This window comes from Cupriavidus sp. 01L45 (assembly GCF_056399885.1).
Genome location: NZ_JBFTSG010000028.1, coordinates 15,191 through 41,258 on the forward strand (window position 1 = coordinate 15,191; position 26,068 = coordinate 41,258).

Consider the following 26,068-nt stretch of genomic DNA (forward strand, 5'->3'; position numbering starts at 1 on the left):
GTTGCTGTGATCGGTCGCCTGTTTCTCCTTGAGCGACGAGTCCGATCAGTAACCCGGCGTTCCGGTCATTGTGCATCCGCCTCCAGCCTTCCACTGGTGTCGCCGGCGCGATTCTCTAGCCTCGCCTTCGATAGCGCGACCGCTTCATGGAGCTTTTGCTCCAGCAGTTGCCGGGGCGGAAGCTCGGTCAAGTACTCGGCGACATGAATGCCAGTTTGATCCAGTTCCAGCAGTTCGATGTGCTCGCGTTTCTTGCCAGTGCAGAGGATGATGCCTAGCGGTGGTGCTTCCCCAGGCTCTTGCTCGTGCTTGGCGAGCCAGCGCAAGTAGAGTTCCATCTGTCCCTTATCGGCGGCCTTGAACTCACCCAGTTTYAGCTCGATTGCCACCAGACGCTTGAGGCGGCGATTGTAGAACAGCAGATCGATATAGAAATCGTCGTTGTCGATCTGCAGCCGCTTCTGACGGGCAACAAAGGTGAAGCCTGCACCCAGTTCGAGTAAAAAGTGCTCCAACTCGCGCAGGATGGCATCCTCAAGGTCGCGCTCCAGATAGCGATCCTGCAGGCCCAGGAAGTCGAGGACATAGGGGTCTTTGAGTACCAGGCTGGGGGTCAGTTCGCCCCTTTCTCGCAGCGCCGTGAGTTCTTCGGTTAAAAGCTCATCCGCCTTGCGAGACAACGCGGTGCGCTCGAACAGCAGCGAGTCCAGGCGGTCCTGCAGGGTGCGGGTGCTCCACCCCTCATCGCGGCACATCTGCAGGTAGAACTCGCGCTTTAGCGGGTCATCAATGTAAATCAGGCTGCGGAGGTGGGTCCAACTCAATTGTCTACTCAGTGCGTAGACAATGTCCTCGCTCGGAAAAACCTCAGCGAAGCGCAGCATGTGCCGCAAATTCTTGGCGCTGAAGCCACGACCATGCTCCGCCTCCAACTGCCGCGACAGGGAAACGACGATCTGCTCGCCGTACCCGGCGCGCTCGCCGCGAAGCACCTCCGAGCCGATGCGCTGGCCGACGCGCCAATATAGTATCGTCAACGCGGCGTTGACCGTGACGGCAAGCCCCGTGCGGGCCTCGCAAATCAGGCGACGTATGTCGCCGACAAGCGCCTCGGCGTTGACCTCCTCGCCGGGCGGAGGGGCAGGCGTTGCAGTTCGCTTGCGCGTCATTGTGAACGGCCTACCCGCTGCGTTTCCAGCATCGATATGCGGGGAGTGATCCGCAAGAATTGCATTCGATCCATCGTCCCTTCTCCTCAGCCGTTGATTTGCGCCCAAGCTACGGCGGGGTAGCGTGACCAGTCACCAATGCAGTGGCACACCACGGCAGATGCTGCGGCACCTAGATCGTTTCAGCTACACGGTCGAATTCATCTTGCGGGATTCTATCAGTGCGCGCTTTCGTCAGGATGGCCGTTGGGTTTTGGCTAGAGGAGCCGCGTTTGCAGAAGACGTTCGCGCAGGTCGGGGATACCGGTTTGCAGTCGAACTCGACTGGCGTTGTATCTTGACCGGGCGACTGCAGCCGCCCCGACGTCGAACAGGACAGAATATCGGATTGAGTGCAGGGCATTGCAGGCAGGCTGCTGCGCCGATTGCAATGCCCCGCCGCTCAGGCTCAGGCCTTCAACTGGTCCCGGACCGGCAACGCGCGGATGCGCTTGCCCGTAGCCGCGAAGATCGCATTGCACAGCGCGGGTGCAATGGTCGGCACGGCCGGTTCGCCGACGCCGCCGAGCGGTGCGTCGAACTTGCCCGGCACCAGGTGCACGTGGATCTGGCGCGGCGCCGACGGCGCGCGCATTACCTCGTACTGGTGGAAGTTGTCCTGCTGGGCGCGTCCGTCCTTGAAGGTGATCTCGCCCGTGGTGGCCAGGCTGATGCCCATGATGCAGGCGCCTTCCACCTGCGAGCGGATGCGGTCCGGGTTGACCTGCGCGCCGCAGTCCACCGCCATGTCGATGCGGGGGATGCTGATGCCGCCATCGTCGCCGACCACCACCTCGATCACCGCCGCTACGTAGGTCACGAAGCTGTAGCAGACTGCCAGTCCCAGCCCGTGTCCCTTCGGCAGCTTCCTGCCCCACCCGGCTTCGCGCGTGGCCAGTTCGATCACGCCGCGCAGGCGGCCGGTATCGAGCGGATACTGCTGCGGCGATTCGCCGTAGTTCCAGGCGTCGGACAACTGGGTCGGGTCGATGCGGCGGTCCGGGCCCAGCAGCGCCAGCAGGTAGTCGCGATGATCGCGCCCCGCAGCCGTGGCCAGTTCCGCCGCGAACGACTGGACCGCGAACGCGTGGGGGATATTGGACACCGAGCGGAACCAGCCGATGCGGGTGTGCGCTTCCACCTCCGGATTCTCCACGCGCACGTTGGGGATGTCGAACGGCATGTTCACCGCGGACATGCCGAGCTCGAAGGCGGCTTCGTTCTTTGCGCCGGCCACGAAGGTGGAGGTGATGGTGGATGCGGCGGTGCGGTGCAGCCAGGCCTGCGCGCGGCCGTCGGCGCCGAGCATCGCCTCCATGTGCTCAACCGAAACGGTGTGGAAGTAATCGTGATGCAGGTCGTCGTCGCGCGTCCAGGTCACCTTGACCGGCTTGCCACCCATGGCCTTTGACAGCAGCGCGGCCTCGGCGGCGAAGTCCGGCTTGGACTTGCGGCCAAATCCGCCGCCCAGCAGCGTCACGTGCACCGTGACGTCCTCGGGCTTCAGGCCCAGATGCCCTGCGACCGTTTCACGCGTGGCCTGCGGCGCCTGCACCGATGCCCAGACCTCGCATTTGCCGCCGGCGACGCGCGCGGTGGCAACCGGCGGCTCCATGGTGGCGTGCGCGATGTGCGGCAGGTAATACTGCGCCGTGATCCGCTTGCCGGGACCGGCCAGCGCGGCCATGGTGTCGCCCTGGTTCCGCACCACCTTGCCGGGCTGGTTCGCGGCCTTTTCCATCGTCGCCCGGAACGCGCCAGACTCGTAGCTGGCATTGGGGCCATCGTCCCAGCGCAGTTTCAGCGCCTCGCGGCCCTTGATGGCCGACCAGGTATTGCTGGCGATCACCGCCACGCCGCCCAGCGGATGGAACATCGCAGGCGCGGGGCTGCCGGTCAGTTCGACCACCTTGATCACACCGGGCACTTTCATGGCCTGCGCGGCATCGACGCTGGCCAGCTTGCCGCCGAACACCGGCGGGCGCGCGATCACGGCGTAGAGCATGCCGTCCAGCCGCACGTCGATGCCGTACTGCGCGCGGCCCGTGGCGATGGCGTGACCATCGATATTGCGCGTGCTGTTCTTGCCGATATAGCGGAACTGGGCGGGATCCTTCAGCTTGAGGCTGGCGGGGGCGGGTACCGGCAGGCGCGAGGCGTCCTTCGCCAGCGCGCCATAGCCGAGGCTCTTGCCGCTGGGCATGTGGACCACGGCATGGTTGCGGGCCTGCACTTCGTTCACTGGCACGCCCAAGCGCGCGGCGGCGGCGGCCTCCAGCATCGTCCGGGCGCTGGCGCCGACGCGCCGCATGGGCTCGAAGAAATGCCGCACGCTGCGCGAGCCGTCGGTGTTCTGGTTGCCGTAGCGGATCTCGTCGCCCGGGGCCTGCACCACCAGCACCTGCGCCCAGTCGGCCTCGAGTTCGTCAGCCACCACCATCGGCAGGCTGGTGCGCACGCCCTGTCCCATCTCCGAACGGTGGCACACGATGCTCACCTTGCCGTCCTCGCCGATGGAGAGGAAGACCAGCGGGCTGTCCACCGCGCCGCCGGGCATGCCGTCGCGGCCGTATTTTTTGGGTTCGTCGGCCGCCAGCACGATGCCGTCCAGGCCCACGGTGAGCGTGAGCCCGGCAACGGCGCCCATGCCCTTGAGCCAGCGGCGGCGCCCGGCGGATTGCGGGCTGCCGGCGTGGTCCGGCTGGGCCTGTGCCACGGCGAGAACGTTTCGTTCGCTCATTTTGCGCTCCTCTTGCCAGCTGGCTGGGCAACCGGTTTCGCGGCCACGTTCGATCTGGCGACGTGCTGGATGGCGGCGCGGATGCGCGTATAGGTGCCGCAGCGGCAGATGTTGCCGCTCATGGCGCCGTCGATGTCTTCCTCGCTCGGGTGCGGGTTCGCGTGCAGCAGCGCAGTGGCCGACATCAACTGGCCGGCCTGGCAGTAGCCGCACTGCGGCACGCCGAATTCCTCCCAGGCTGCCTGCAAGGCCTGCCCGATCTTGTCGGCCGACAAGCCTTCGATGGTGGTGATCTTCTTGCCCGCTACGGCCGAGATCGGCGTCACGCACGAGCGGATCGGCTGTCCATCCATATGCATGGTGCAGGCGCCGCACAGCGCCATGCCGCAGCCGAACTTGGTGCCGGTCAGGCCGATGTGATCGCGCACGGCCCACAGCAGCGGAGCATCGTCGGGCAGGTCGATCTTTTGCGGCACACCGTTGATCGTGATTGTTCTCATGTGTATTTTTGCGGGGAAGGTGCAACGGGGAAGAGGGCTGGCGTGCGGGCCAGTGCCTGCGCATTCCTGCGCTGCCGCGTGTGTGAGGGCGGGGGAGTGGTTCGTGTGGTGAGAGTGGACCGCCCGGCCGGGCGCCATGCCGCTGCGGCAGCGTTGCGCAACGCGCATTGTGATCCCGGCCGTTGATTCACGGAATGGCGGAGTCGGGATTTCTTAATTCCAGAAAATGGAATTGTGGTGGTGGGGGCGAAGCGGGGAGGGGGGGAGGGGAGTGTTCTTGCGCGGCGGCATCCAATGCCGCGGCACCAGGTCACATGGTGCCGCGGCGGGATACCAACTGCGGGTACTGCATCAGGCGTTGGCGCCGTCGGTGAAGGTATCCAGCTTGCCGGTGCGGGCGCCATCGGTGTAGGCATCGAAGGCGCGGGCCGGGAAGGCCGAGACACCGGTGCGGTCCAGGCCAGCGATGCGGGCGCCTTCGGTGAAGGTATCCAGCTTGCCGGTGCGGGCGCCGTCGGTGTAGGCATCGAAGCCGCGGGCCGGAGAGGCCGAGACACCCGTGCGATCCAGGCCGGCGATGCGGGCGCCGTCGGTGAAGGTATCCAGCTTGCCGCTGCGGGCACCGTCGGTAAAGGCGTCGTGGGTGCGGAAGTCGTAGCCATACTTGTCGGCGGGCACCGTGGTGCGGAACGCATAGCCGTACTTGTCGCCGGGGAGCAGGTCCTTGGCGGTCGCGGCGTGGGCGGCGCCGATGGCGGCGAACGACAGCACGAGGGTGGAAGCAAGCTTGAGGGCGATGGTCTTGGTCATGATGTTCTCCGGTTTCTTAAAATTCGTTGAATTTCATTGATTATTCGTTGCATCTGCCAGAACGTTGCTTTGTTTGCTGCGCGCCGTTCATGTAACGAACTATAGGAGAGCCATCGGTGGCTATGACTTGGTTTCTCAGGATGGATTGTTCAATATTTTTGAATTAAGGGGGCAGGCGCGTTGCGCGCTCGCCTCAAGCCCCGGGCTGTGCTACCCGGCTGGCGGCGATCAGCGCCGGCGCGACCATCTGTGCCAGCAGCCGCAAAGTCGCAACTTCCCCCTCCGTCCATGCGCCGCGCGCCGCGAGGAAGTTAAAGGTGCCCACGCAGCGGCCGTCCTCGCACACCGGCACATTGACTACCGCCGACAGGCCAAGGCCGCGGATGACGGCGATGTCGTCGAACACCGCCTCAAGCGCGGCGTCGCCTTCGCCCACGAAGACCTCGCCCTGATGCAGCACCCATCGCGTCCATGGCGTATCGGCCTTGCGCTTGCTGCCGCCCACGGGATAGGCGGCCTTGTCCGAGGACCACAGCCGCACCACTTCCGAACTGGCGCGCCGGTAGGCATTGATGGTGAGCAGGCCGGGGCCGAGCAGTGCGGCGGTGGCGTTGCCAATCGCATCGAAGGCACTGGCGGGGCTGGTTGCGCGGGCCAGCGCGCCGCACAGCGAGGCGAGCAGTGGCGCAGGCAGCGACACAGTAGCGTGAGCGGGGGCGGCGGCAAGGTCAGGAACATGATCGGTCACAGCTTCACTCCCCCTTGATGCCGAGGTCGTGGATCAGCTTGCCGTAGCGGTCGGCATCGCGGCGCAGGATGGCGCCGAACTGCTGGGGCGTGGAGGTGGCGGTTTCCACGCCGATGGCGTTCATCTTCTCCTTCACTTCCGGCATCGACATGATCCTGTTGATCTCCTGGTTCAGACGCGTCACCAGAGCGGGCGGCATGCCAGCGGGGCCGAAGGCACCGTACCAGACGGACAGCTCATAGCCAGGCACGGTTTCCGCCACGGTCGGCACATTGGGCAGCAGCGGCGAGCGCTTGCTCTCGGTCACGGCGAGCAGGCGCAGTTTGCTGGCTTTGACGTGTGGCAGGGTTTGCGTGCCGGCGGAGAACAGCAATTGCGTCTGCCCGGCCACGGTATCGACCACGGCAGGCGCACCGCCCTTGTACGGCACGTGCAGCATCTGCACGCCGGCCATCTTCTCGAACAGTACTGCGCTCAGGTGGTTGGTGGACCCGGGGCCGGCGCTCGCGTAGGCGAGCTTGCCGGGATTGGCGCGCGCGTAAGCGATCAGCTCCTTGACGTTGTGCGCCGGCACCGATGGGTTGACCACCATGGTGTTGGTCACGTAGGCGAGCAGGCCCAGTGGCGTGAAGTCTTCCACGCCGCGAAACGGCATGTTGGGCATCAGCGCGGGGTTCATCGCGTGCGTGCTCATGGAGCCGACCAGCAGGGTGTAGCCGTCGGGCTTGGCGCGCGCGACCATGGCCGAGCCGATGTTGCCAGATGCGCCGGGCTTGTTGTCGACAATTACCGGCTGGCCGAGGGAGCGGGTCAGGTGTTCGGAGAGTACGCGTGCCAGGATGTCGGTGGAGCCGCCGGCGGCCCACGGCACGATCAGGGTGATGGGCTTTTGCGGATAGGGATCGGCCGCGCCGGCCCCGGAGGCGGCGCAGAACAGCGAGAACGTGGCAAGGCCCAGCAGGCAGCGCTTCAAAACGGTTTTCATCTCTTTCCTTCTCCGATTGCTATGCGAACCGCCTGATGCGATCCGGTTTGATTCGATTACTGCTTGCCTTGCCGGACCGCTGGTCTGCTCCGACGGCCCTCAACGCTCTCAACGCCCCACCGCATATCCCTGCATGCCCCGTGCATTGGCGCCGGCACGCAGCACCAGCCGGCCCTGCGCATCGCGCTCTCTGGTGCAGGCGGACATGCGGCCCTCCGACCATGGCTCTCCCACCTTCACCTCATGCCCGCGCGCGCGCAGCGCCGCGATGGTGTCTTCAGGCAGCCGCGATTCCACGCTGAGCCGGTTGAGGACCACCGAGCGTGGCCAGAAGGACCCGGGAAAATGATCGATATGCCAGGCGGGCGCGTCGATGGCTTCCTGCAGGTTCATGCCGTGCACGGCGTGGCGCAGGAAGAAGGCGACGGACCATTGGTCCTGCTGGTCGCCGCCGGGCGTGCCGAACACCATGTAGGGCTCGCCGTCGCGCAGTGCCAGCGAAGGCGAGAGCGTGGTGCAGGGGCGCTTGCCCGGCGCCAGCGTATTGGGCAGGCCCGGTTCGAGCCAGGTCATCTGCAGGCGGGTGTTGAGCGCGAAGCCAAGCTCGGGAATCACCGGGCTGGACGACAGCCAGCCGCCCGACGGCGTGGCGGCGACCATATTGCCGTGGCGGTCGATCACGTCGATGTGGCAGGTGTCGCCGACAAAGATCTCGCGCTCGGCCCACTCCGCTACCGGGGGCATTGCCGCGAAAGTGGGCTCGCCCACGCCGAAGCGCACATCGGCTTGCCGCAGCGTGCGTTCCGCCGCGCCGAGATCGGGCAGGCGGGGCGTGCGGCCCCCGACGATGCCGGGCAGGATGTCGGGCGAGGCGCGCTCGCCAATCTGGCGCGCGCGCGCGGCCAGGTAGGCGGGATCGAGCAGGCCGGCCAGCGGCGCGTCGCCAAAGCGGGGATCGCCGTACCACGCCAGGCGGTCGGCCATGGCCAGCTTGGCCGCCTCGGCGATGCGGTGGACGAACTCGGGCGAGGTGGGCGCGTGGGCGGCAAGGTCGGCGTGGCGCAGCATGCCGATCTGCTGCAGGAAGGCGGGGCCCTGGCTCCAGATGCCGCACTTGGCCACCGTATAGCGGCCGAAATCCAGCGTTGCGGGTGCTTCCACGGTAGGCGTCCAGTCAGCCATGTCTTCATGGCGGAGCAGGCCCTTGTGGCGCTCGCCGGTGGTGTCGCGCACGGCCTGCGTGCGACAGAAGCTGTCGATTTCCCTGGCGACGAAGCCGCGGTACCAGCAATCCAGCGCGGCGTCGATCTGCTGCTCGCGGGTGCCGCCGGCGGCCTCGGCCGTTTCCACAATGCGCGTATAGGTCCGGGCTACGCCAGGCGTCGCATGCAGGCTGCCGGGGCGCGGCACGCGGCCATCCGGCAGCCAGACGTTGGCCGAACTGTGCCACTCGTTCTGGAACAACTCGCGCACCGCCAGGATGGCTTGCGAGATGCGCGGCACCAGCGGGAAGCCGTCGCGCGCATAGGCAATGGCGGGCGCCAGCACATCCGCCAGCGTCCAGGTGCCGTAGTCGCGCAGCATGGTGAGCCATGCGCCGAAGGCGCCAGGCACGGTGGCGGGCAGCAGGCCGATGCCGGGCACCAGGTCCAGCCCCCTGGCGCGCATTGCGGCCGGGTCGGCCAGTGCCGGCGCGGGACCTTGGCCGCAGACGGAGCGCACCGCGCGTTCGCGCTCRCTCCACAGCAGGATCGGCACTTCGCCGCCCGGGCCGTTCAGGTGCGGCTCCACCACCTGCAGTACAAAGCCGCCGGCCACCGCCGCGTCGAAGGCATTGCCGCCGCGCTCGAGCACGCTCATGGCGGTTTGCGAGGCCAGCCAGTGGGTGGACGAGACCACGCCAAAGGTACCGACGATTTCCGGGCGGGTGGTGAACATGGAGGCTCCGTGGGGTCCGGGCAGGGCGGCGAAGGCAGCGCAAGCCGAAGGGGGTGGTTGCCTTGAAGTATAGGGTTATTGGATAACCGTTTGTCGCGTATTTCTTATTGTTGTATGAGAAATTGGTTATGCATAAAAATCCCCCGATCCTGCTGGAATGCAGATTCCGACGCTAAGCCGGTCCCCTCGTCCGCCAGCTGCGGCACGATCTGCCGCGCCGCCAAGTTGACCATGCCCATCTTTACTACACTCAGGACAGCGGCCCCTGTCATTCGACGCACTGCCGGAAGCCTTGTTTGGCGGGTATCCATTAGCGCTGCGCTGGTAGCCGCCGAGCAAACGCCTGGAGAAGCGCGGGTTACGATACTTCGCGCAATGCCTACGGAAGTTGATACCCGGCGGGCACGCTCCCGTGCGCACCACCAAGGAGCTTCAGGATGGCTGGGGATCTCCGTAAGCAGACCGATAACGGTGAACAAAAGCCCATTGCACTTGCATTGCAGGGTGGCGGCATGCACGGCGCGTTCACGTGGGGAGTCCTCGACCGGCTGCTCGAGGATCAGAGATTTACCATCGAAGGCGTCAGTGCAACGAGCGCGGGGGCGATGAATGCCGCCGTGCTCGCCCATGGCTTGCTGCAAGGCGGGCACGGGCAGGCGCGCCAGGCGCTCCACGATTTCTGGCTAGCGATCGCGCAATCGGCAGCGCGGTACAGCCCGGCGCGCTGGGTGCCGTGGCTGAAAGGGACACATAGCTTTGGGCTGAATCACTCGCCCTTGTACGCGATGGCGGATATCGTTCTTCGTATCCTGTCGCCATACCAGTTCAATCCCAATAACTCGAATCCGCTCCGGGACGTGCTGGAGAAGCAGGTCGATTTTGCGGCATTGCGCAAGCATTGCCCGATACAGATTTATCTGTGTGCGACCAATGTCGAGACTAGCAGGATACGCATCTTTTCAAGCGAGGACATTTGCATTGAGGGCGTGCTGGCTTCGGCCTGTCCGCCAACCCTGTTCCAGGCCGTGTCCATCGATGGCGAGTACTTTTGGGATGGCGGCTATGTGGGTAACCCGGCAATTTTCCCGCTGATCTATCACTGCAATACAAGCGATGTCGTGATTGTCCATATCAATCCGATCGTACGCCGTGGCGTGCCGACCACTGCCGCCGACATCCTCAATCGCGTCAATGAGGTAAGTTTCAACTCGTCGCTCATGCGAGAAATGCGCGCGATAGCCTTCGTGACTTCGCTCATCCAGCAAGGCAAGGTTGATCGGAGCGAAATGAAGGAAATGCTGATCCACTCCATCCGTTCCGATGAGACGATGAGCGCCCTCGGCGCGTCGAGCAAGTACAACGCCGACTGGGACTTCCTTTGCTTCCTGCGTGACAAGGGGAGGGCTGCGGCCGAGGCATGGATCACGGAAAACTACGACAATGTTGGCCAGCGCTCTAGCATTGACATCAAAAAGGAATTCCTTTGAGGATGACGGCCGGGCAACCGGGAAGCGCTATCGCTTCAGGTCGGATCGTCCAGTAGTGCCTTGGCTTGCTGCCAGTCAGCCGTGTCGAAGCCCTCACTGAAGGTTCCATGGATCGGGGCAAGGGTCTGGCGCGCGGCGCTCATCTTTCCCTGCCTTCGCCATAGCTGGGCAAGGCTCAGCGCGGCCTGCAGCTCCAGTGACCTGGAACCCTGATCGCGGGCGACGGCGATTGCCTTGTGAAAGCAGGCCTCGGCTTCGTCGTGGCCAGTGAGTGCGCGGGATTGGAGTATCAACTCTCCCTTGAGCCGATGCAGCGTCGCTTCGTCAAGCAGCTCTCCCGTGTCTTGCGTCAAGGCTAGCGCCTCGGCCAGCACGTCCAGCCCGGCCTGGAAGTCCCCGGCTCTCCCAAGCGCTTCAGCGAGCAGGGCCAGAAAGTTCGGCCTGCCCAGTGCCGCGCCAGTTGCCTCGTAAGCGGCGAGGCCCTGGTGTATTTCGGCAATCCCCTCTTCCAAACGGCCTTGTTCCGTCAGCGCCCAGCCTTGCAGAACGGTTCCCCACGCCAGATAGATGGGAAAGCCCTCCTCGCCCGAGATCGCGATCGCGGCCTCTGCGTACTCGCGGGTCAATTGCACCTCACGCCGACATTGGTGCACTTCGGCTGCGAAGACGAAGCAAAGCGCGAGGTTAAAGGCGTCGGGGCGCTTCCTGGCCAGAACCAATGCGTCCTGGCAGCGCGTGCGAGCCAGATCCGGCAGGCCCAGGTACCACAGGATCCAACCCAGCGTGCTTGTGGCATGTACGGCCGGGTCTCGCCCGTAACCCAGAAGAAAATCGTATGCCGACGGGTCCGGCCGTTGCAGTGACAGCACCTCTTCCATATGGGTGCGGGCCACGCCGGGCTGGCCCAGGCGGAACGTGGTGGCGCCGAGTACACGATGCGCCTCCGCGAGCTGCCCAGGCTTCTGCGTGTCCAGAGCCATGGCAAGCAGCCGTTCCCCAAGCGGCTGCGCAACCGTGTACTGCGCCCGCAATTGGTAGAACGCCCACAGTCCTAGCTGCGCCGAGAAGAAACTGGGCGTTTGCCCACCCTGTTCGCACAATGCCAGTGCGCGCCTGTAAGTTGCCTCCACCTCGGGAGCGGCCTGACCCCGCGTGGCTATCAAGGCCGGTCCTAGCGTTAGTAGCAGTGTGAGTTCCTCGCGTGCGCGCTCGGGCGTGTCGGGCAGCCGCTCGAGCAGTTCCACGGCCGTGCCCAGGTGACGGATTGCTTCCATCTGGGCAGAACGCTGCAGGGCCTGCTCGCCGGCGCAGTGCAGGTACTTGACTGCCTTCGGGATGTTGCCGCTGTGGCTGTAATGATGTGCCAGCTCGCTGCAGTAGTCCTTTAACCGACTCTGGAACAGTGTCTCGATGGCCTCCGCGGTGCGCTCGTGCAGCGCGCTGCGCTGCTCGGTAAGCAGCGAGTTGCCGGCAACTTCCTGGGTGAGCGCGTGCTTGAAGGCGTACTCCACCTCCGGGAATACAGGTCGTTCGTAAATGAAATCGCCCGCCTGCAGGGCGGCCAGAAGCGGGCGCAATTCGTCGTCAGCCAGCGCAGTGACATGCCGGATGAGACTCAATGGGAACTCCTTGCCGATCACGGCCAGGCTTTGCAGCAGTTCCTTCTGGACGAGGGGGAGCCGGTCGATGCGGGCGGCGAGCACGCCCTGGACGGTGGTGGGGATATGCAGCGAAGTCGGCGCTCTCTCGATGCGGTAGCAGCCAGGCTGGCCAACCAGGGCATTCTCCTCAACCAGGGTCTGGACCACTTCCTCCATAAAGAACGGGTTGCCTTCCGTCTTGTCCAGGATCAGCCGTTTCAGCGGCGCGAGAGCGCGATCCTCGCCCAGCAGCGCGGTGAGCAGCCCCTGGGCTTCGGCCGGGCCCAGCGGCTCAAGATGCAGCTGGACGCAGTAACTCCGGGAGCTCCAGTCATGGGAGTACTCCGGGCGGTAGTTGACGAGCAGGGCGATCCTCGCACCCGGCACATAGTCCAGGAGGATATTGAGGAAGGCCTCGGTTTCGCTGTCCAGCCATTGCAGGTCTTCGAACAGGAGCTCGAGAGGCTGGTTGAGGCTTTCGCGGACCAGCAGGCGTGCAACCGCTTCAAACGTGCGCTGCCGCCGGATGGCAGCGTCCATGGTCGGCAGTGCCGAGCCGGGCTCGACGGAGCCGAGCAGGTAGAGCAAATAGGGCAAATGGTCTTCCAGCGTCCTGTCGAGGGTAAGCAGTCTGCCCGTGACCTTCTCGCGGCAGCTTCGGTCGTTGTCCTGCGGGGTGATCTGAAAATAGTTCCTCAGGAGCTCGATCAGCGGGAGATAGGCGAAGGCCTTGCCGTGCGAAACCGAGAAGGTCTCCAGCACCATGCAGCCTTGCTGTGATCGTGCCTTGAACTCGTGGAACAGCCGCGATTTTCCTACCCCGGCCTCTCCCATCACTTCGGCGACCTGCCCATGCCCCGCCTTGGCCAGTTCCAGGACCTTGTGCAACGCCTCCATTTCGGCCTGGCGTCCCACAAAGCGCGCCAGGCCGCGATGCGCCGCCACTTGCAGGCGAGTGCGCAATGCGCCGAGGCCCAGCACCTCATACACCGCAAGCGGATCCCGGACGCCTTTTACGTGGGTCGTCCCCAGCGGCTTGAATTCGAAATACCCTTCGGCGAGCCTATGGGTCGACTCGCTGACAAGGATGGACGCCGGTGTGGCAACGCCTTCCATGCGCGAGGCGATGTGGATTGTGTGCCCCACGGGATCGTAGTCCGTGTGCAGATCGTCCTTGCGGATCGAGCGCACCAACACCTCACCCGTGTGGATTCCGACGCGGATCTGAAGCGGTATGCCCTGATCCAGACGCACCCGGTCACTGTGGCGACGCATTGCCTCCTGCATGCGCAGCGCCGCATACAAAGCCCGCAGGGCATGATCTTCATGGGCAATGGGAGCGCCGAACAGAGCGAGAATGCCGTCTCCCAGGAACTTGGCTACGTAGCCCTCATAGTGGTGCACGGCATCCATCATCAGCGTCACCACGGGGTCGATCAGGTGACGCGCCTCTTCCGGGTCCAGGTCCTGGATCAACGCCGTCGAACCAGCCATATCGGCGAACAGCGCCGTGATGGTCTTGCGCTCGCCGGCCGTTCCGCCCCTGGCTTCCATGGCTGCCTGCTCCGCCCGGATGCGCTCGGCCAGATGGGGCGGCGTGTAGTGGACAGGGGCCGAAGCGGCCGTCGCAGGTCCTGGAAGCGATGCTGACGGGGCGTCATCCAGGGGCGAGCCACATCCGCGGCAGAACTTCGCCGCAGGGCCGGACTCCTCGCCACAGCGCGGGCAGATCCGCGCAAGCCTGGCCCCGCACTGCTCGCAGAAGTTGGCCTGCGCGAGGTTCGCGAACCCGCAATTTGTGCAGCGCATCACCCCTCCTGACTGCCATCGCCTGCCTCGGATCATTAGACGCGCCATTGGCCGCCTTAGCAAGTTCAGGGCGCGTCGTGGCGGCGCTAGTAGAATCAACGTCTTGCTAGACGATCAGGTCCAGGACTCCAATTGCCGTCCCCAGTCGACAAACTTCAGCACAACCTCATCTCCCGCCTGCGCCTCAAGCATCTGGCGCTGCTGCTGGCGCTGGACCGTCAGCGCTCGGTGTCGCGCGTCGCGGCCGAGATGGACCTGACCCAGCCCGCCGTGACCAAGGCGCTGCGGGAGATCGAGGAGATCTTCATGGTGCCGCTGTTCGCGCGCTCGCGGCGCGGGCTGGAGCCTACCGGGACCGGCGCGGCCGTGCTGGCGCATGCGCGGCTGGCGATGGCGGATACGGAGGCGCTCGGGCGGGAACTGGCGGTGATCGGCGCCGGCCTGCACGGGCGGCTGCGCATCGGCGTGATTCCGTATGTGGCGCCTGTGGTACTGGATGCAGCCTGCTCGCACGGCTTGCAACAGCAGCCGCGCGTGGCGGTGCTGGTGCGCGAGGGCACCACGGACGAACTGGTGGCGGCGCTGCGCGCGCACGAACTGGATTGCGTGATCGCGCGGTCTTTCTACGCGCCGGGCGACGACATCGTGCAGACGCCGCTTTACCGCGAGGAACCCGCGCTGGTGGTGCCAGTGGCCGCCGCGGCGCGGCTGGCGCGCGGCAAGCTGGACTGGCCGCGCCTGGCCGCGCTGGACTGGATTTTGCCGCCCTCGCATACGCCGATCCGGCGCACCATCAATACGTTGTTCGCTACCGCCGGCGCAGTGCCACCGACGCCGATGGTGGAGACGTATTCGATCAAGACCATCGCCACACTGATGCGCAACCAGCCGCGCGCCATCACCATCGTGCCGCGCGCGGTGGCTGCCGAACTGGCTGCCAGCGGCAGCGCCGCGGTCTTGCCGCATACGTTGACGTGGGACCTGCCGGCGGTGGGGGCAATGTGGCTGCGCCGTACGGAGCACAGCGAGCCGCTGCTGACGCTGGTGCACGCGTTGCAGCAGGCGGTGGGGGTGAAGGGATGAGGCCGGACCTGAAACGCAAGCGGCCGGCTGCGCCCTTCTAAGAGCGCAACCGGCACAGCCAGGCGGGTTGCGGGCCGTTGCGGCCTTCTTATTCGATGATCTCGAACTCCCCGAAGTACTCCTCGTTGAGCGTCAGCCCCAGCCCCGGCAGATTGTCGTCAAGCTGCAGGTACCCCTTGTCCGGCGCCGGGTCGCCCTTGAAGATGTAGTAGAACAGCTCGTTGCCCACCTCCACGTCGTGCACCGGGAAGTACTCGGACATCGGCGATGCGGTCGAGGCCATGGTGAGGTGGTAGTTGTGCATCTGGCCCGCATGCGGGATCACGGGCACCGACCAGGCTTCCGCCATGGCATTGATCTTCTGCGCGGCGGTGATGCCGCCCACGCGGTTGGTGTCGTACTGGATCACGTCCACCGCGCGGCGTTCCAGCAGGTCCTTGAAACCGTAGGAGGTGAATTCGTGCTCGCCGCCGGAGATGGGGAACGGGCTCATCTTCTTCAGCTCGGCATAGCCTTCGATGTCGTCGGCGATCACCGGTTCTTCCAGCCAGCGCGGATTGAATTCGGCCAGGCGCGGCAGCATGCGGCGCGCGTATTCGAGCGTCCAGCCCATATAGCATTCCAGCATGATGTCGACGCTGTCGCCCACCAGTTCGCGCAGCAGGCGCACCTGCTCGATGTTCTTCCGCATGCCGGCGGGGCCGTCCTTGGGACCGTAGCCGAAGCGCATCTTCATCGCGGTGAAGCCCTGGTCGAGATAGCTCTGCGCCTCGGCCAGGAAGGCGTCGCGGTCATCGTTGTTGTAGAGCTTGGAGGCGTAGCACCAGATCTTTTCCTTGGTGCGCCCGCCCAGCAGCTTGAACACCGGCTTGCCCACCGCCTTGCCCATCAGGTCCCACAGCGCGATGTCTACCGCCGAAATTGCTGCCATGCCGATGCCCTTGCGGCCCCAGGCGTGGGTGCGGCGGTACATCTTCTGCCACAGGTACTCGTTGTCGAACGGGTCCTGGCCGATCACGATCGGGGCCAGGTACTGGTCGACGATTTCCTTGGCCACGCGCGGTGCGAGCGCGCAGTTGCCGATGCCGACCAGGCCGGTATCGGTTTCCACTTCCACCACCAGCCAGCCGTGGAAGCGGAACGAGCCCATGGCGTCGCCACGCTCGAACAGGATGTCGGTGGCATTGGTGCAGAAGTGCGCTTGCGGGGGCACGGTCTTGCCCTTCCATTCAAAGACGCGGGCGCGGACGTTGGTGATTTTCAAGATAGTCTCCGTTGGATAGTGGCCGGTGGCGGGCGGCAGGTTCAGGGGGCTGCGCGCTGGCTGCCCATCTGGCAGGCGATGCGGAAGGCTTGCAGCGTGGCGCCGAGGTCGGCGCGGCCTTGCTGCGTGATGTCGAAAGCGGTGCCGTGGGCCGGCGTGGTGATCGGCACGGGCAGGCCGCCCTGCACGGTGACGCCGCGCGAGAAGCCCATCAGCTTGATGCCGATCTGGCCCTGGTCGTGATACATCGTGACGATGGCATCGAACTGCCTTTGCTCCGGGCTGCCCTGCACCTTGAGGAAGATGGTGTCGGCGGGGAAGGGGCCATCCGCCGCCACGCCGCGTGCCCGCGCATCGGCGACCGCCGGTGCGATGAAGTCGATCTCCTCGCGGCCGAAGGCGCCGTTGTCGCCGTTGTGCGGGTTGAGGCCGCACACGGCAATGCGCGGGCGAGCCATGCCGGCCCTGCGCAGGGCCTGGTCGATCAGGTCGATGGCGGCGCCCACGCTGTCGCGGTTGATCATGGCGGGCACGTCCTTGAGCGCAACGTGGGACGTCACGCGGGAGGTCCACAGGCCGTCGAGCACATTGAACTCGCAGAAAGCGCCGTCGTAGCCGAGCTTCTCGGCGAACCAGTGCAGCTCATCGTTGTGCCCCATGCCGGCGGCGTGCAGCGAGCTTTTGTTGAGCGGGCCGAACAGGATGGCGTCGGCCTTGCCAGCCTGCGCCAGCTCCAGCGCCACGGCCAGGGTGCCGAGGCTGTAGCGGCCGCCTTCCGCGCTGGCCACGCCGCGCCGGTAGGCGGGTTTGCCGTCGAGCTGCCAGTGGAACAGGCGCGGGGCGCTGGCGCTATCGCCGCCAGCGAACGCGAGCGAATCGGTTTCGCGCAGCGCGATATCCACGCCGGCCACCTGCATGCCGTGGCGCCATTCGTCGCGGTCGGCAATCAGCAGGATGTCGGCCTGCGCCGCGGTGGCAGGGTCGGCCAGCAGCCTGGCGATCAGCTCGGGGCCGATGCCGGCGGGGTCGCCGAGCACCATGGCGATTCGGGGTCGTTGGGTCATGGGAGTCTTGAGGGAAAGGGGTTCAGTCCAGCTTGACGCCGAGTTCGGCGATCAGCTTGCCGTAGCGCGCATATTCGGCGCGCGAGAAGGCATCGAACTGGGTGGCGGTGAGCGTGCCCGGCAACGCGCCCACATCATTGAGACGGCGCAYGGTGTCGGGATCCTTGAGTATGGTGGCCAGCGCCGCGCTCAGCTTCTGCAGCGTGGCGGGCGGCGTGCCGGCCGGGGCGTAGACGCCGTACCAGGCATTCATCTGGATGCCGGGCACGCCGGCTTCGGCCAGCGTGGGTACGTTAGGCAGCAGCGCCGAGCGCTGGTCGGCGGTGACCGCCAGCGCGCGCAGCTTGCCGGCCTTGATGTGGTTGATGACGGAGGGCATGGTCTCGAAGCTCATGTCGACCTGGCCGCCCATCAGGTCCACCAGCGCGCTGCTGCTGCTCTTGTATGGCACGTGCAGCAGCTTGCCGTGGATCTGGCGGGCAAACGCCGCACCGGCCAGGTGCTGGGTGCTGCCGACGCCGGAGGAGCTGTAGCGGAATTTGTCGGGGTTGGCCTGGATCTGCGCCACCAGCGCTTTTACGTCTTGCGCCGGCACCTGGTTGTTGACCACCAGCACATTGGGCACCGACGACACCAGGGCCACCGGCGCCAGGTCCTTGAGCGGGTTGAACTGCAGCTTGAGCAGGTGGGGCGCGATGGCCTGGGAGGTGACCACGCCCATCAGCAGCGTGTTGCCATCCGGCGCTGCCTTGGCGGTGATGTCGGCGGCGATGGTGTTGGAGGCGCCAGGCCGGTTGTCCACCACGACCGGCTGCTTGAGGATGGCGGCCAGCTTGTCGGAGACGATGCGCGCCATCACGTCGGTGCCGCCGCCCGGCGCCGCGCCTACCATCATCCGTACAGGGCGGGTGTCCTGCGCGTGGACGCCGGTTGCCATGGCGGTTGCCAGTCCAATCACGCCGGCAAAGGCGCCGGTCATCCATCGTTTCATTGTTGTCTCCATGTCTTGTTATGGGCCTGCGCCGGAGCGCGGATGGGGCAACTATAAGGATGGGAGCGATGCGTGACTACTGACGTTTATTGAATGGGTGATTACTTTAAGGAATACCTCGCAACGGATGCCAGGCGCCGCTCAGACTTCCGCCTGCCCGGCGCGGAGCAGCTTGATCAACTGGCCCGCGGCGGCGGAAAGCGTGCCCCCGCGCCGGGTCACGACCCCAAAGGTCTGCTGCCGGGACCGCATCGTCACCGGCAGGATGCGAAGCATCTTTTGCCGGGCGAACAGTTCGGCCACGCTGGTCGGCAGCAGCGAGACCAGTTTCGCGCTGCGCTGCAGCAAGGCCACGGTGACGAAGCTGGAGGAGGTGGTGATCGCATTCGCCGGCATGCCCACGCCGACCATGTCCAACTCGCGCTGCAACAACTCGTGCATCGGCATCTGGCCGGGATAGACGATCCACCGGTAGCCGGCCAGGTCGGCAAAGGTGAGCGTCCTGGCGCGCGGCGCGGCATGGCTGTAGCCCACCACTGCCGAGATCGGTTCGTCGCCAATCGCCTGGTAGTGGTACCTGGCGGGCTGGTCGCTTACCAGCGCGCGCCCGATGACGAGGTCCAGGCGCCCGTCGTCCAGCAGCGTGAGCATGCGCAGGCTGGTGTCTTCGACGATTTCGATGGACAGGTTCGGTTGTTCGTCCTGCATGGTCTCCAGCGCCGGCACCAGCACATCCGGGACCGCGCCCATGATGGCGCCGACGGCCAGGTGGCCGCCCTTGCCGGAACGGATCTCGGCCATGTCCTGGCATAAGGCGGTGAGATCCGTCGCCAGCAGCCGCGCATAGCGGATCACGCAGTGGCCGAACTGGTTTGGCCGCATGCCGGTCTTGGAGCGCTCGAACAGCGGCGCGTCCAGCATGCCTTCCAGCTCCTGCAAGGCCTTGCTGGCCGCCGACTGCGTCATGGCCATGGCCGACGCAGCCTGGTGCAGGGATTTGTGGTCGTCCAGCGCAATCAGCAATTGCAGTTGCTTCATGCGCAGGCGGGACATCAGAACGTCAAGCGTGGCCTTCATGGGAACCCGGGGCGAAAGCTACGTGAGTCGCAAAAGCGATCACGAGATGGAAAGGTTTCAATATACATCGCGGCCTGGCGCACCGTATATTGCATCCCTGTCACAAGCCCCCTCGACGTGGGGCTCCGGCCGGACCCGGCGCCGCCGGCAAGAACAAGGAGGAGAGACCATGAACATGCCCAAAGCCAATGCCGTCTACCGTGGTGTATTCCCGGTGGCACCCACCATCTTCGACGAACAAGGTGGCCTTGACCTCGACGGCCAGCGCCGCTGCATCGATTTCATGATCGACGCCGGCTCCGACGGCATCTGCATCCTGGCGAATTTCTCCGAGCAGTTCGTGCTGACCGATGACGAGCGCAGCCTGCTGATGACGACCGTGCTGGATCACGTGGCCGGCCGCGTCCCGGTGATCGTCACTACCACGCACTTCAGCTCGCGCATCTGCGCCGCGCGCAGCCGCGCCGCGCAGGACGCGGGCGCCGCCATGGTGATGGTGATGCCGCCGTATCACGGCGCCACCATCCGCGTGCCGGAGCGCGCCATCCACGAATTCTTCACCACGGTGTCCGGCGCGATCGATATTCCCATCATGATCCAGGATGCGCCCGTGAGCGGCACCACGCTGTCGGCCGCGTTCCTGGCGCGCATGGCGAAGGAGATCGCCAACGTCTCGTACTTCAAGATCGAAGTGCCGCAGTCCGCTGCCAAGCTGCGCGAACTGATCGAGCTCGGCGGCGATGCCATCGTGGGCCCGTGGGATGGCGAAGAGGCCATCACGCTGATGGCCGACCTCGATGCGGGCGCCACCGGCGCGATGACCGGCGCGGGTTTCCCCGATGGCATCCGCAAGATCGTGGATGCCTACCAGGCCGGCGACTCGGAGCTCGCCGCGCAGCACTACCAGCAATGGCTGCCGCTGATCAACTACGAGAACCGGCAAGGCTGGCTGGCGACGGCCAAGGTGCTGATGAAGGAGGGTGGCGTGATTGCTTCCGACGCCGTGCGCCACCCCTTGCAGCCGATGCACCCGGCCACGCGCGCCGGTTTGCTGAAGATCGCGCGCAGGCTCGATCCGGTGGTGCTGCGCTGGGGCAGGTGAGCGGCTGGCAAGCATTGGACAACTGGCGGCGCTGCTAACGCGCCGCCTTTTCATTTCAAGGACAGAGCATGAATATCTCAGGCGAATTGCTGATCGGGCGCCAGTCTGTGCGCGGCACTCACGGCGAGATCCGGGCTGTCGATCCGGCGACAGGGGAAACGCTGGGGCCGGCCTTCGGCGGCGCCACGCCGCAGCAACTGGAGCAGGCTTGCGCGCTGGCCGCGCAGGCCTTCGATGTCTACCGCGAAACCTCGCTCGAACAACGCGCCGCGTTCCTGGAGAAGATTGCCGCCAACATCCTTGATCTTGGCGACGCGCTGATCGAGCGTTGCGTCAGCGAGAGTGGCCTGCCGCGTGCCCGGATAGAAGGCGAGCGCGGGCGCACCGTGGGCCAGCTCCGCTTGTTTGCCGCTGTGGTGCGGCAGGGGGATTTCCTCGACCTGCGCATCGATCCCGCGCAGCCGGAGCGCAAGCCGCTGCCGCGTGTGGACCTGCGCCTGCGCAATATCGCGCTGGGGCCGGTGGCCGTGTTCGGCGCCAGCAATTTCCCGCTGGCGTTCTCGGTGGCCGGTGGCGATACCGCATCGGCGCTGGCAGCCGGCTGCCCGGTTATCGTCAAGGCGCATCCGGCCCATCCCGGCACATCGGAGCTGGTTGGCCGCGCAATCCGGAAGGCCGTGGACGAGTCGGGTTTGCCCGAGGGAACGTTCTCCCTGCTGTTCGATTCCGGCCTGCGGATCGGCCAGGGGCTGGTGAGCGATCATCGTATCAAGGCGGTCGGCTTCACCGGCTCGCGCGCCGGTGGCACCGCGTTGATGCAACTGGCCGCGGCCCGCGCCGAGCCGATCCCGGTCTACGCGGAAATGAGCAGTATCAACCCGGTGCTGTTGTTCCCGCACGCGCTGGGCAGCCGTGCCGACGCCATCGGCAAGGCCTTCGCCGCCTCGCTGATGCTCGGCGCGGGCCAGTTCTGCACCAATCCGGGCCTGGTGCTGGCGGTGGAGGGGCCGGATCTCGATCGTTTCCTGGCGGCGGCCGAAGCGGCGATCGCGCAAGCCCCGGCGTCGACCATGCTGACTCCGGGCATCCACCGGGCATACGGCGCCGGCGTCGAAGGCCTTGGTTGCCATCCGCAGGTCAGCACCATTGCGCGTGGCCAGGCCGGCGCGCAATACCAGGGGCGGGCGGCGCTGTTCTCGACCACCGCCGAGGCCTTCCTCGCGCACGAAGCACTGCGCGCGGAAATCTTCGGCGCGGCGTCGCTAGTGGTGCGGTGCCCCGACCTGGCCGCCATGCAGCGTGTGGTGGAAGCCCTGGAGGGGCAACTGACCGCGGCCATCCATATCGATGAGGCCGACTACGATGCCGCGCGCGGCTTCCTGCCCGCGCTGGAGCGCCGCGTTGGCCGGATCCTCGTCAATGGCTTTGGCACGGGGGTGGAGGTGAGTCATGCGATGGTGCATGGCGGACCGTATCCTTCCACCTCGGACGGCCGCTCCACGTCGGTCGGGAGCCTGGCCATCGCGCGCTTCCTCCGGCCCGTGTGCTACCAGGACATGCCGGCCGCCCTGCTGCCGCAGGCGCTGCGCACCGGTAATCCGCTCGGGCTTGCGGTGCGGGTGGATGGGGAGGCACAGGCCGGGCGACAAGCGCCATAGCCAGCTTGGTTCCAGGCGCGCAAGCGTAAGCGTGGCGCGGGTCTCAGCCTGCGCCGCGGCCTCCCCGCGAGGCGCTACTTCACGAAACCAAGCACCTCGCGGAAGCGTTCGTGCCGGCTCGTCCGCATCCATTCGAAGGCAATCATCTCGACCGTGGCGGCGGTGGCCCCGTCCCTGCGCATCCTGTCGATGGCCGCGTCGCGGCTGGAGGCCTTGCGCGAGCCAATGGCATCCAGCACGACGGTCACGCTCAGTCCGTGGCCGAGCAGCCCGGTGACCGTCTGGAAAACGCAGACGTGGGCTTCGCAGCCGGCTACCACCACGCTCTTCCTCCCGGCAGGGAGTGCGTCGAGCAAGCCGTCCCGGCAGCCATCGAAGTGGTCCTTGGCCACGGTCTGATCGCATAGTCGCCTGATCTCGTCGAGATTCCCGCCCAGGCTGCCGGGGCTTTGCTCGGTGCCGATCACCGGCACGCCCAGTACCCGCGCGATATTGGCCAGGCGCACGGCTTCCGTTACGACGCGATCGCTTTCATGGATCGCGGGCATCAGGCGGGCCTGGAGATCCACCAGCACCAGAACAGATTCAGCGGCGTTGTGCAGCATGCGCATTCCCTTTGTGAGTTGGTGTGGCAAGCGCTTCCCCTTCCTGCATGCGAGGCCTGGATGGAACCGCAGCAGGTTCAGGGCGCATCATCGCGCCTGGACGGGACTTCCGGCAAACCGATCACGACCGGCGCGCCGGGCATTGTGCAGCCTTGCGATCTTGTGCATGTCGTAGTCGTACGTCAGCCCTGCCGCGTTGATGCCGGGCCGCAGTGCCGGCTCGTCGACCACGCTTTCAACCAGTTGGCCGTCAACGAGCATCTTCAAGTGGTACTGACGCAGCGACGCTTCGTAGCCTTGTGCGGACACTATTATGGTGGGTTTCTGGCAATCCACCCAAGATAAGCAGCTCTTTGGGGCTGCATAATTTGGGTGGATTGGGTGTTTCCCTGGTGTCCCATGCCCAGGGCGGCGGCGACCCGCACGCGGCGATTGCGCGTAGACCCGCGTTACGGCAGCTTGGCACGCAATCGATCCCACCATGTGGGGGGCAATTCCACATACTCACTTGGAGATGCCCCTAAGTTGTAGGTTACTCTGTCATCACCCCAAACGATCCCGGGGTCTAGGTCGTTGTAAGTGCGCTCTGCCAGTAGCTGCTCGGTTTCAGCGTCATAAAGGCGGAAGCGCATTCCATATTGGCTATTCAAGAAGCATATTTCTCCACTATAAAGACTACCTTCCTTTATACGCTCACATTCGTGCGCCGTTCCCCGTAGCGCCACACCCCATAGATACGGCACCAAGACCAGCGCAAGCAGTGCGGTACCTGCTAACCAATATTTCCGCTTGCCCCCCTTCATTCGCTTCATTGATCAAATTCCAGGACCTTCGGGGGGTACAGTGGTACCCTGTATAAATTTGAGTACAACACCAAATCCCCGCCTTGTTTGTGCCGCAATTGCAAATCCCGATAATCTCTATTTCTTATCGGATAATAGACAGTGTTTTTGGAAACAACGCCGGCGCGCGCAACTGTATAATTTAGCCAATCCGCCGTTGTTACCTCCCCAATTACAGTCGAGGCGAGAACAATAATAAAACCGGTCTTGTTCCAATGGCAAAAATATTGAGTTCCATTTTGGATAATTATTGGTTTTTTTTCGGTTCTGTCGTGAAAGGTAAATACGTCGCGCATATAAATGTACACTTCGGTGACCGTCAGGCGGGTGCGCGTGTGTGCTATGCGATGATAAAAAAATCCACCAAGTGCGGCATAAAACGAAAAGGCACCAAGGGAACCATAGAGATCGTCCATCCAAAGCCCATTTGGGTGCGCTACGCCTTTAGGCCACATCAGGAATTTTGATATATTATCGCTATCAACGGAGTTTTTCTGATACTGATACTCTTGATGCCACTGCTGTATGTCTTCTCTGGATTTATTCCATGTATCCACATGGTATGGTGAAGGATCACGGCGGGAGCACATCAATTTTAAAATGTTATGCGCATCTAAATTAAATGGCTTTTCGTTTATAAGTTAATCGAATTTTTCCTTGGCGCGTGGATATTTCAATATCCAAGCCAACTTAAACATGGTTGTATCAACCATACTCGATGGGAACGGCTTGCAGTCTTGATTGATGCCTCTAATTGCCCCCTTGTCGGTGTTGGCATAGTTCAAATCACCGGCCAACCACTTGCGCATGACCTTAGCCGACATGGGCCATTCGATGCGCTCCATAGCGCCCGGTATATCTTGCAAGTCAAACAGTTTAACGCGTGGCTTTTTTACCGCTGGCGCAGCGGGTGCGGGGGCTGGTTTCGGTGGTGGTGGCGTATTCAGTCATTCGTGAAAGTCTAGAAAGCCTTCGATCAAGCTTTTCGGCGGGCGCCTGGGCTTTGGCGGCTTTTTTGGCGGAGGGGGCGGCGGTGGTTGATTTCGCAGCGGCGACGCGGTTCGATCCGTCGAAAGTGCGAATTCTTCTGCGTCTAAGACTGTGCAGGTCTTGCTGCCAAGATTCCACAGCGGACGAATGGTGCTTTTTTCTAAGAACGGAAATTGCTTTTCTGATGTATCCATAAAGACGAACTCCATCGACTAGCCTTCGCTTATAGCAGAGACGTCTGTGGAACAAAATCAGAAAATCCTATTTTGAAGGCAAAGAATGTAAATTCTTGCAAACAGGGGCGGCGCGTTGAATGAAGCGCGCCCGCGCTGGCTACGCGCAATAGGGCAGGCGCCCGCCGCATCATCGCTTCCGACTGCGGCTGTTGTGGTTTTGCTGGAACAGAGGCACTCACGGCTTATACCCCGTGCGGTGGCGCATACGGGCCACACACCAATCCACCCAAGATAAGCGTCAACAAGGTTTATAGGCAACGTCTATATCCGCCAGTCTACGCCCGGGCAAGCGCAGTACAACCTGGAAAGCCAGCGTCGGCAATATGGATTGGTGGATCGGGGCGGGGCCCGGGCACTGGGCTGGGAAGAGGTTGATGTCATTGGTGACGCGATCTGGGTTGCTCGGGATCGGGCATGCGCCGGCGCGGCTTTGAGCGCTTGCTTGGGCAGTTGCGCGACGGCACAGTGGGCGCGGTGTTTGCCATCGAAGCTTCGCGGCTGGCTCGCAATGGCCGCGACTGGCATACGCTGTTGGAGTTCTGCAGCCTGGTCAACGCCTTGCTGATTGACGCCGATTCCAGGAGGAATCTGGCAGGCATTTGCGAATGCTATTTCGATCGCGTCGTCGAACGGATCGGTACTGCTTTTCCCGATTCCATCCCTGATATCGATCGCCCGCAACGCAATTGACCCATGAGTCTGCAATCCGTAATGGCCTTCCTGGCGCAACGGATGCGGCCATCCGGATTTCGCCCGAGCACCCGGCGCGGCTCGTCAGGGCGCAGTGGGTAGATGTGGCGCAAAGGCCAGGCATGACGCCGGAAAACGCGCACGCAAAGCGGCTTCAAAAAGCACCTGATGTAACATGACTCCCCAATCTGCCCAAGGAGAGGGAATGTCTAAAGGTTTGGTATTGCTGGCCGCCGCGCTGACGGCGCAAGCGCTAATGCTTTCGGGTTGTGCCGGTGGCGTTAACGCGAGTTCCATACAGGCGTCGGAACCAAGGCGCGTGCATTCCAATGCCAGTGTCAGCGACCTGGTGCTGTGCCTGAAAGGCAGGCTGGGGGATGACGCCAGCGTGGTCGCATACCCGGAGCCGGGGCGGGTCGATATCCGGGTCGGGCGCGCCCAGGATTCCGATTACCGGTTTTTTCACCTGATCAGCTTGCGTCGGGCCCAGGAAGGCTCGGATGTCGAGATCCGCAGCGCGGATGAATGGCATCCCTGGCTGAGTGCCAGCCGGATAGCGGGGATGGTGGATGACTGTGTACCGGGAAAGGCGCGCTGAATA

General features: G+C 64.4%; 22 protein-coding genes and 1 pseudogene. 6 read left to right on the forward strand and 17 right to left on the reverse strand.

Going from position 1 to position 26,068, the window contains the following annotated elements; translation table 11 throughout:
- Positions 1 to 65 precede the first annotated feature (65 nt).
- The 7 genes from AC1DT6_RS19665 to AC1DT6_RS19695 form a co-directional block, all read right to left on the reverse strand.
- Positions 66 to 1,169: a PDDEXK nuclease domain-containing protein gene (locus AC1DT6_RS19665; RefSeq protein ID WP_441625133.1), complete on the reverse strand. Its 1,104-nt coding sequence runs from the start codon at positions 1,167 to 1,169 to the stop codon at positions 66 to 68.
- 448 nt (positions 1,170 to 1,617) lie between these two features.
- Complete coding sequence (locus AC1DT6_RS19670) at positions 1,618 to 3,948, reverse strand: xanthine dehydrogenase family protein molybdopterin-binding subunit (protein ID WP_441625135.1); 2,331 nt, start codon at positions 3,946 to 3,948, stop codon at positions 1,618 to 1,620.
- Positions 3,945 to 4,448 (reverse strand): (2Fe-2S)-binding protein, encoded by a 504-nt coding sequence (locus tag AC1DT6_RS19675; RefSeq protein WP_045235768.1) that lies wholly within the window; start codon positions 4,446 to 4,448, stop codon positions 3,945 to 3,947. Before AC1DT6_RS19675 ends, AC1DT6_RS19670 begins: the two co-directional genes overlap by 4 nt.
- 351 nt (positions 4,449 to 4,799) lie before the next feature.
- Entirely contained in the window at positions 4,800 to 5,258 is a 459-nt protein-coding gene (locus AC1DT6_RS19680; protein ID WP_441625137.1) for a hypothetical protein, read from the reverse strand.
- A 193-nt stretch (positions 5,259 to 5,451) separates the two neighbouring features.
- Complete coding sequence (locus AC1DT6_RS19685) at positions 5,452 to 6,006, reverse strand: GAF domain-containing protein (protein ID WP_441625139.1); 555 nt, start codon at positions 6,004 to 6,006, stop codon at positions 5,452 to 5,454.
- A 4-nt stretch (positions 6,007 to 6,010) separates the two neighbouring features.
- Positions 6,011 to 6,991, reverse strand: a complete 981-nt coding sequence (locus tag AC1DT6_RS19690) for a Bug family tripartite tricarboxylate transporter substrate binding protein (protein WP_447431782.1) — start codon at positions 6,989 to 6,991, stop codon at positions 6,011 to 6,013.
- Positions 6,992 to 7,099: 108 nt separating this feature from the next.
- Positions 7,100 to 8,929, reverse strand: coding sequence for a gamma-glutamyltransferase family protein (locus AC1DT6_RS19695; RefSeq protein WP_441625143.1), 1,830 nt, complete (start codon positions 8,927 to 8,929; stop codon positions 7,100 to 7,102).
- Between the two features lie 437 nt (positions 8,930 to 9,366).
- Here AC1DT6_RS19695 and AC1DT6_RS19700 point away from each other — a divergent pair, with 437 nt between their 5' ends.
- The gene (locus tag AC1DT6_RS19700) at positions 9,367 to 10,416 is read left to right on the forward strand and encodes a patatin-like phospholipase family protein (RefSeq protein ID WP_441625145.1); all 1,050 of its coding nucleotides are present in this window, start codon (positions 9,367 to 9,369) and stop codon (positions 10,414 to 10,416) included.
- Positions 10,417 to 10,451: 35 nt separating this feature from the next.
- Here AC1DT6_RS19700 and AC1DT6_RS19705 read toward each other — a convergent pair whose 3' ends face one another.
- The gene (locus tag AC1DT6_RS19705; protein WP_477111417.1) at positions 10,452 to 13,865 is read right to left on the reverse strand and encodes an adenylate/guanylate cyclase domain-containing protein; all 3,414 of its coding nucleotides are present in this window, start codon (positions 13,863 to 13,865) and stop codon (positions 10,452 to 10,454) included.
- A 132-nt stretch (positions 13,866 to 13,997) separates the two neighbouring features.
- Here AC1DT6_RS19705 and AC1DT6_RS19710 point away from each other — a divergent pair, with 132 nt between their 5' ends.
- Positions 13,998 to 14,948 carry a LysR family transcriptional regulator gene (locus tag AC1DT6_RS19710; protein WP_441625149.1) on the forward strand — a complete coding sequence of 317 codons (951 nt, stop codon included), beginning with the start codon at positions 13,998 to 14,000 and terminating at the stop codon, positions 14,946 to 14,948.
- 88 nt (positions 14,949 to 15,036) lie between these two features.
- On the opposite strand, the gene AC1DT6_RS19715 is transcribed toward AC1DT6_RS19710, so the two are convergent.
- The 4 genes from AC1DT6_RS19715 to AC1DT6_RS19730 form a co-directional block, all read right to left on the reverse strand.
- On the reverse strand, positions 15,037 to 16,212 hold the full coding sequence (locus AC1DT6_RS19715; protein ID WP_441625151.1) for an L-rhamnonate dehydratase: 1,176 nt from the start codon (positions 16,210 to 16,212) through the stop codon (positions 15,037 to 15,039).
- Between the two features lie 41 nt (positions 16,213 to 16,253).
- Positions 16,254 to 17,276, reverse strand: a complete 1,023-nt coding sequence (locus AC1DT6_RS19720; protein WP_441625153.1) for a 4-hydroxythreonine-4-phosphate dehydrogenase PdxA — start codon at positions 17,274 to 17,276, stop codon at positions 16,254 to 16,256.
- Between the two features lie 22 nt (positions 17,277 to 17,298).
- Entirely contained in the window at positions 17,299 to 18,267 is a 969-nt protein-coding gene (locus tag AC1DT6_RS19725) for a Bug family tripartite tricarboxylate transporter substrate binding protein (protein WP_477114823.1), read from the reverse strand.
- 141 nt (positions 18,268 to 18,408) lie between these two features.
- Positions 18,409 to 19,344, reverse strand: coding sequence for a LysR family transcriptional regulator (locus tag AC1DT6_RS19730; RefSeq protein WP_441625157.1), 936 nt, complete (start codon positions 19,342 to 19,344; stop codon positions 18,409 to 18,411).
- 169 nt (positions 19,345 to 19,513) lie between these two features.
- Between AC1DT6_RS19730 and AC1DT6_RS19735 the strand changes: the two genes are divergently transcribed.
- Together AC1DT6_RS19735 and AC1DT6_RS19740 are read left to right on the forward strand one after the other, a co-directional pair.
- Positions 19,514 to 20,446, forward strand: a complete 933-nt coding sequence (locus tag AC1DT6_RS19735) for a dihydrodipicolinate synthase family protein (RefSeq protein ID WP_441625159.1) — start codon at positions 19,514 to 19,516, stop codon at positions 20,444 to 20,446.
- A 68-nt stretch (positions 20,447 to 20,514) separates the two neighbouring features.
- On the forward strand, positions 20,515 to 22,104 hold the full coding sequence (locus AC1DT6_RS19740) for an aldehyde dehydrogenase (NADP(+)) (RefSeq protein WP_441625161.1): 1,590 nt from the start codon (positions 20,515 to 20,517) through the stop codon (positions 22,102 to 22,104).
- Positions 22,105 to 22,178: 74 nt separating this feature from the next.
- Here the strand turns inward: AC1DT6_RS19740 and AC1DT6_RS19745 are convergent, their stop codons facing one another.
- The 5 genes and pseudogenes from AC1DT6_RS19745 to AC1DT6_RS19765 all read right to left on the reverse strand — a co-directional run bounded on the left by AC1DT6_RS19745 (position 22,179) and on the right by AC1DT6_RS19765 (position 24,750).
- On the reverse strand, positions 22,179 to 22,709 hold the full coding sequence (locus AC1DT6_RS19745; RefSeq protein ID WP_441625163.1) for an isochorismatase family protein: 531 nt from the start codon (positions 22,707 to 22,709) through the stop codon (positions 22,179 to 22,181).
- An 87-nt stretch (positions 22,710 to 22,796) separates the two neighbouring features.
- A complete protein-coding gene (locus tag AC1DT6_RS19750; protein WP_441625165.1) occupies positions 22,797 to 23,018 on the reverse strand; it encodes a hypothetical protein in 222 nt (73 codons plus the stop codon).
- A 140-nt stretch (positions 23,019 to 23,158) separates the two neighbouring features.
- Positions 23,159 to 23,521 (reverse strand): hypothetical protein, encoded by a 363-nt coding sequence (locus tag AC1DT6_RS19755; RefSeq protein WP_441625167.1) that lies wholly within the window; start codon positions 23,519 to 23,521, stop codon positions 23,159 to 23,161.
- Positions 23,518 to 24,417 (reverse strand): annotated as a pseudogene (locus AC1DT6_RS19760) (DUF6402 family protein). Before AC1DT6_RS19760 ends, AC1DT6_RS19755 begins: the two are co-directional and overlap by 4 nt.
- An 81-nt stretch (positions 24,418 to 24,498) precedes the next feature.
- Positions 24,499 to 24,750, reverse strand: coding sequence for a hypothetical protein (locus AC1DT6_RS19765; RefSeq protein ID WP_441625173.1), 252 nt, complete (start codon positions 24,748 to 24,750; stop codon positions 24,499 to 24,501).
- 441 nt (positions 24,751 to 25,191) lie between these two features.
- Here AC1DT6_RS19765 and AC1DT6_RS19770 point away from each other — a divergent pair, with 441 nt between their 5' ends.
- Both AC1DT6_RS19770 and AC1DT6_RS19775 read left to right on the forward strand, forming a co-directional pair.
- Positions 25,192 to 25,467: a recombinase family protein gene (locus AC1DT6_RS19770; RefSeq protein WP_441625175.1), complete on the forward strand. Its 276-nt coding sequence runs from the start codon at positions 25,192 to 25,194 to the stop codon at positions 25,465 to 25,467.
- Positions 25,468 to 25,672: 205 nt separating this feature from the next.
- On the forward strand, positions 25,673 to 26,065 hold the full coding sequence (locus AC1DT6_RS19775) for a hypothetical protein (protein ID WP_477102250.1): 393 nt from the start codon (positions 25,673 to 25,675) through the stop codon (positions 26,063 to 26,065).
- The last annotated feature ends 3 nt before the right edge of the window (positions 26,066 to 26,068 follow it).

Bases quoted from the DNA above. Each gene is read 5' to 3' on its own strand.
- AC1DT6_RS19755 (WP_441625167.1), bottom strand. From the start codon at position 23,521: ATGAAGCGAATGAAGGGGGGCAAGCGGAAATATTGGTTAGCAGGTACC.
- AC1DT6_RS19765 (WP_441625173.1), bottom strand. From the start codon at position 24,750: ATGGAGTTCGTCTTTATGGATACATCAGAAAAGCAATTTCCGTTCTTA.
- AC1DT6_RS19745 (WP_441625163.1), bottom strand. From the start codon at position 22,709: ATGCTGCACAACGCCGCTGAATCTGTTCTGGTGCTGGTGGATCTCCAG.
- AC1DT6_RS19770 (WP_441625175.1), top strand. From the start codon at position 25,192: ATGCGCCGGCGCGGCTTTGAGCGCTTGCTTGGGCAGTTGCGCGACGGC.
- AC1DT6_RS19700 (WP_441625145.1), top strand. From the start codon at position 9,367: ATGGCTGGGGATCTCCGTAAGCAGACCGATAACGGTGAACAAAAGCCC.
- AC1DT6_RS19690 (WP_447431782.1), bottom strand. From the start codon at position 6,991: ATGAAAACCGTTTTGAAGCGCTGCCTGCTGGGCCTTGCCACGTTCTCG.
- AC1DT6_RS19670 (WP_441625135.1), bottom strand. From the start codon at position 3,948: ATGAGCGAACGAAACGTTCTCGCCGTGGCACAGGCCCAGCCGGACCAC.
- AC1DT6_RS19675 (WP_045235768.1), bottom strand. From the start codon at position 4,448: ATGAGAACAATCACGATCAACGGTGTGCCGCAAAAGATCGACCTGCCC.
- AC1DT6_RS19730 (WP_441625157.1), bottom strand. From the start codon at position 19,344: ATGAAGGCCACGCTTGACGTTCTGATGTCCCGCCTGCGCATGAAGCAA.
- AC1DT6_RS19705 (WP_477111417.1), bottom strand. From the start codon at position 13,865: ATGCGCTGCACAAATTGCGGGTTCGCGAACCTCGCGCAGGCCAACTTC.
- AC1DT6_RS19680 (WP_441625137.1), bottom strand. From the start codon at position 5,258: ATGACCAAGACCATCGCCCTCAAGCTTGCTTCCACCCTCGTGCTGTCG.
- AC1DT6_RS19740 (WP_441625161.1), top strand. From the start codon at position 20,515: ATGAATATCTCAGGCGAATTGCTGATCGGGCGCCAGTCTGTGCGCGGC.
- AC1DT6_RS19735 (WP_441625159.1), top strand. From the start codon at position 19,514: ATGAACATGCCCAAAGCCAATGCCGTCTACCGTGGTGTATTCCCGGTG.
- AC1DT6_RS19720 (WP_441625153.1), bottom strand. From the start codon at position 17,276: ATGACCCAACGACCCCGAATCGCCATGGTGCTCGGCGACCCCGCCGGC.
- AC1DT6_RS19775 (WP_477102250.1), top strand. From the start codon at position 25,673: ATGTCTAAAGGTTTGGTATTGCTGGCCGCCGCGCTGACGGCGCAAGCG.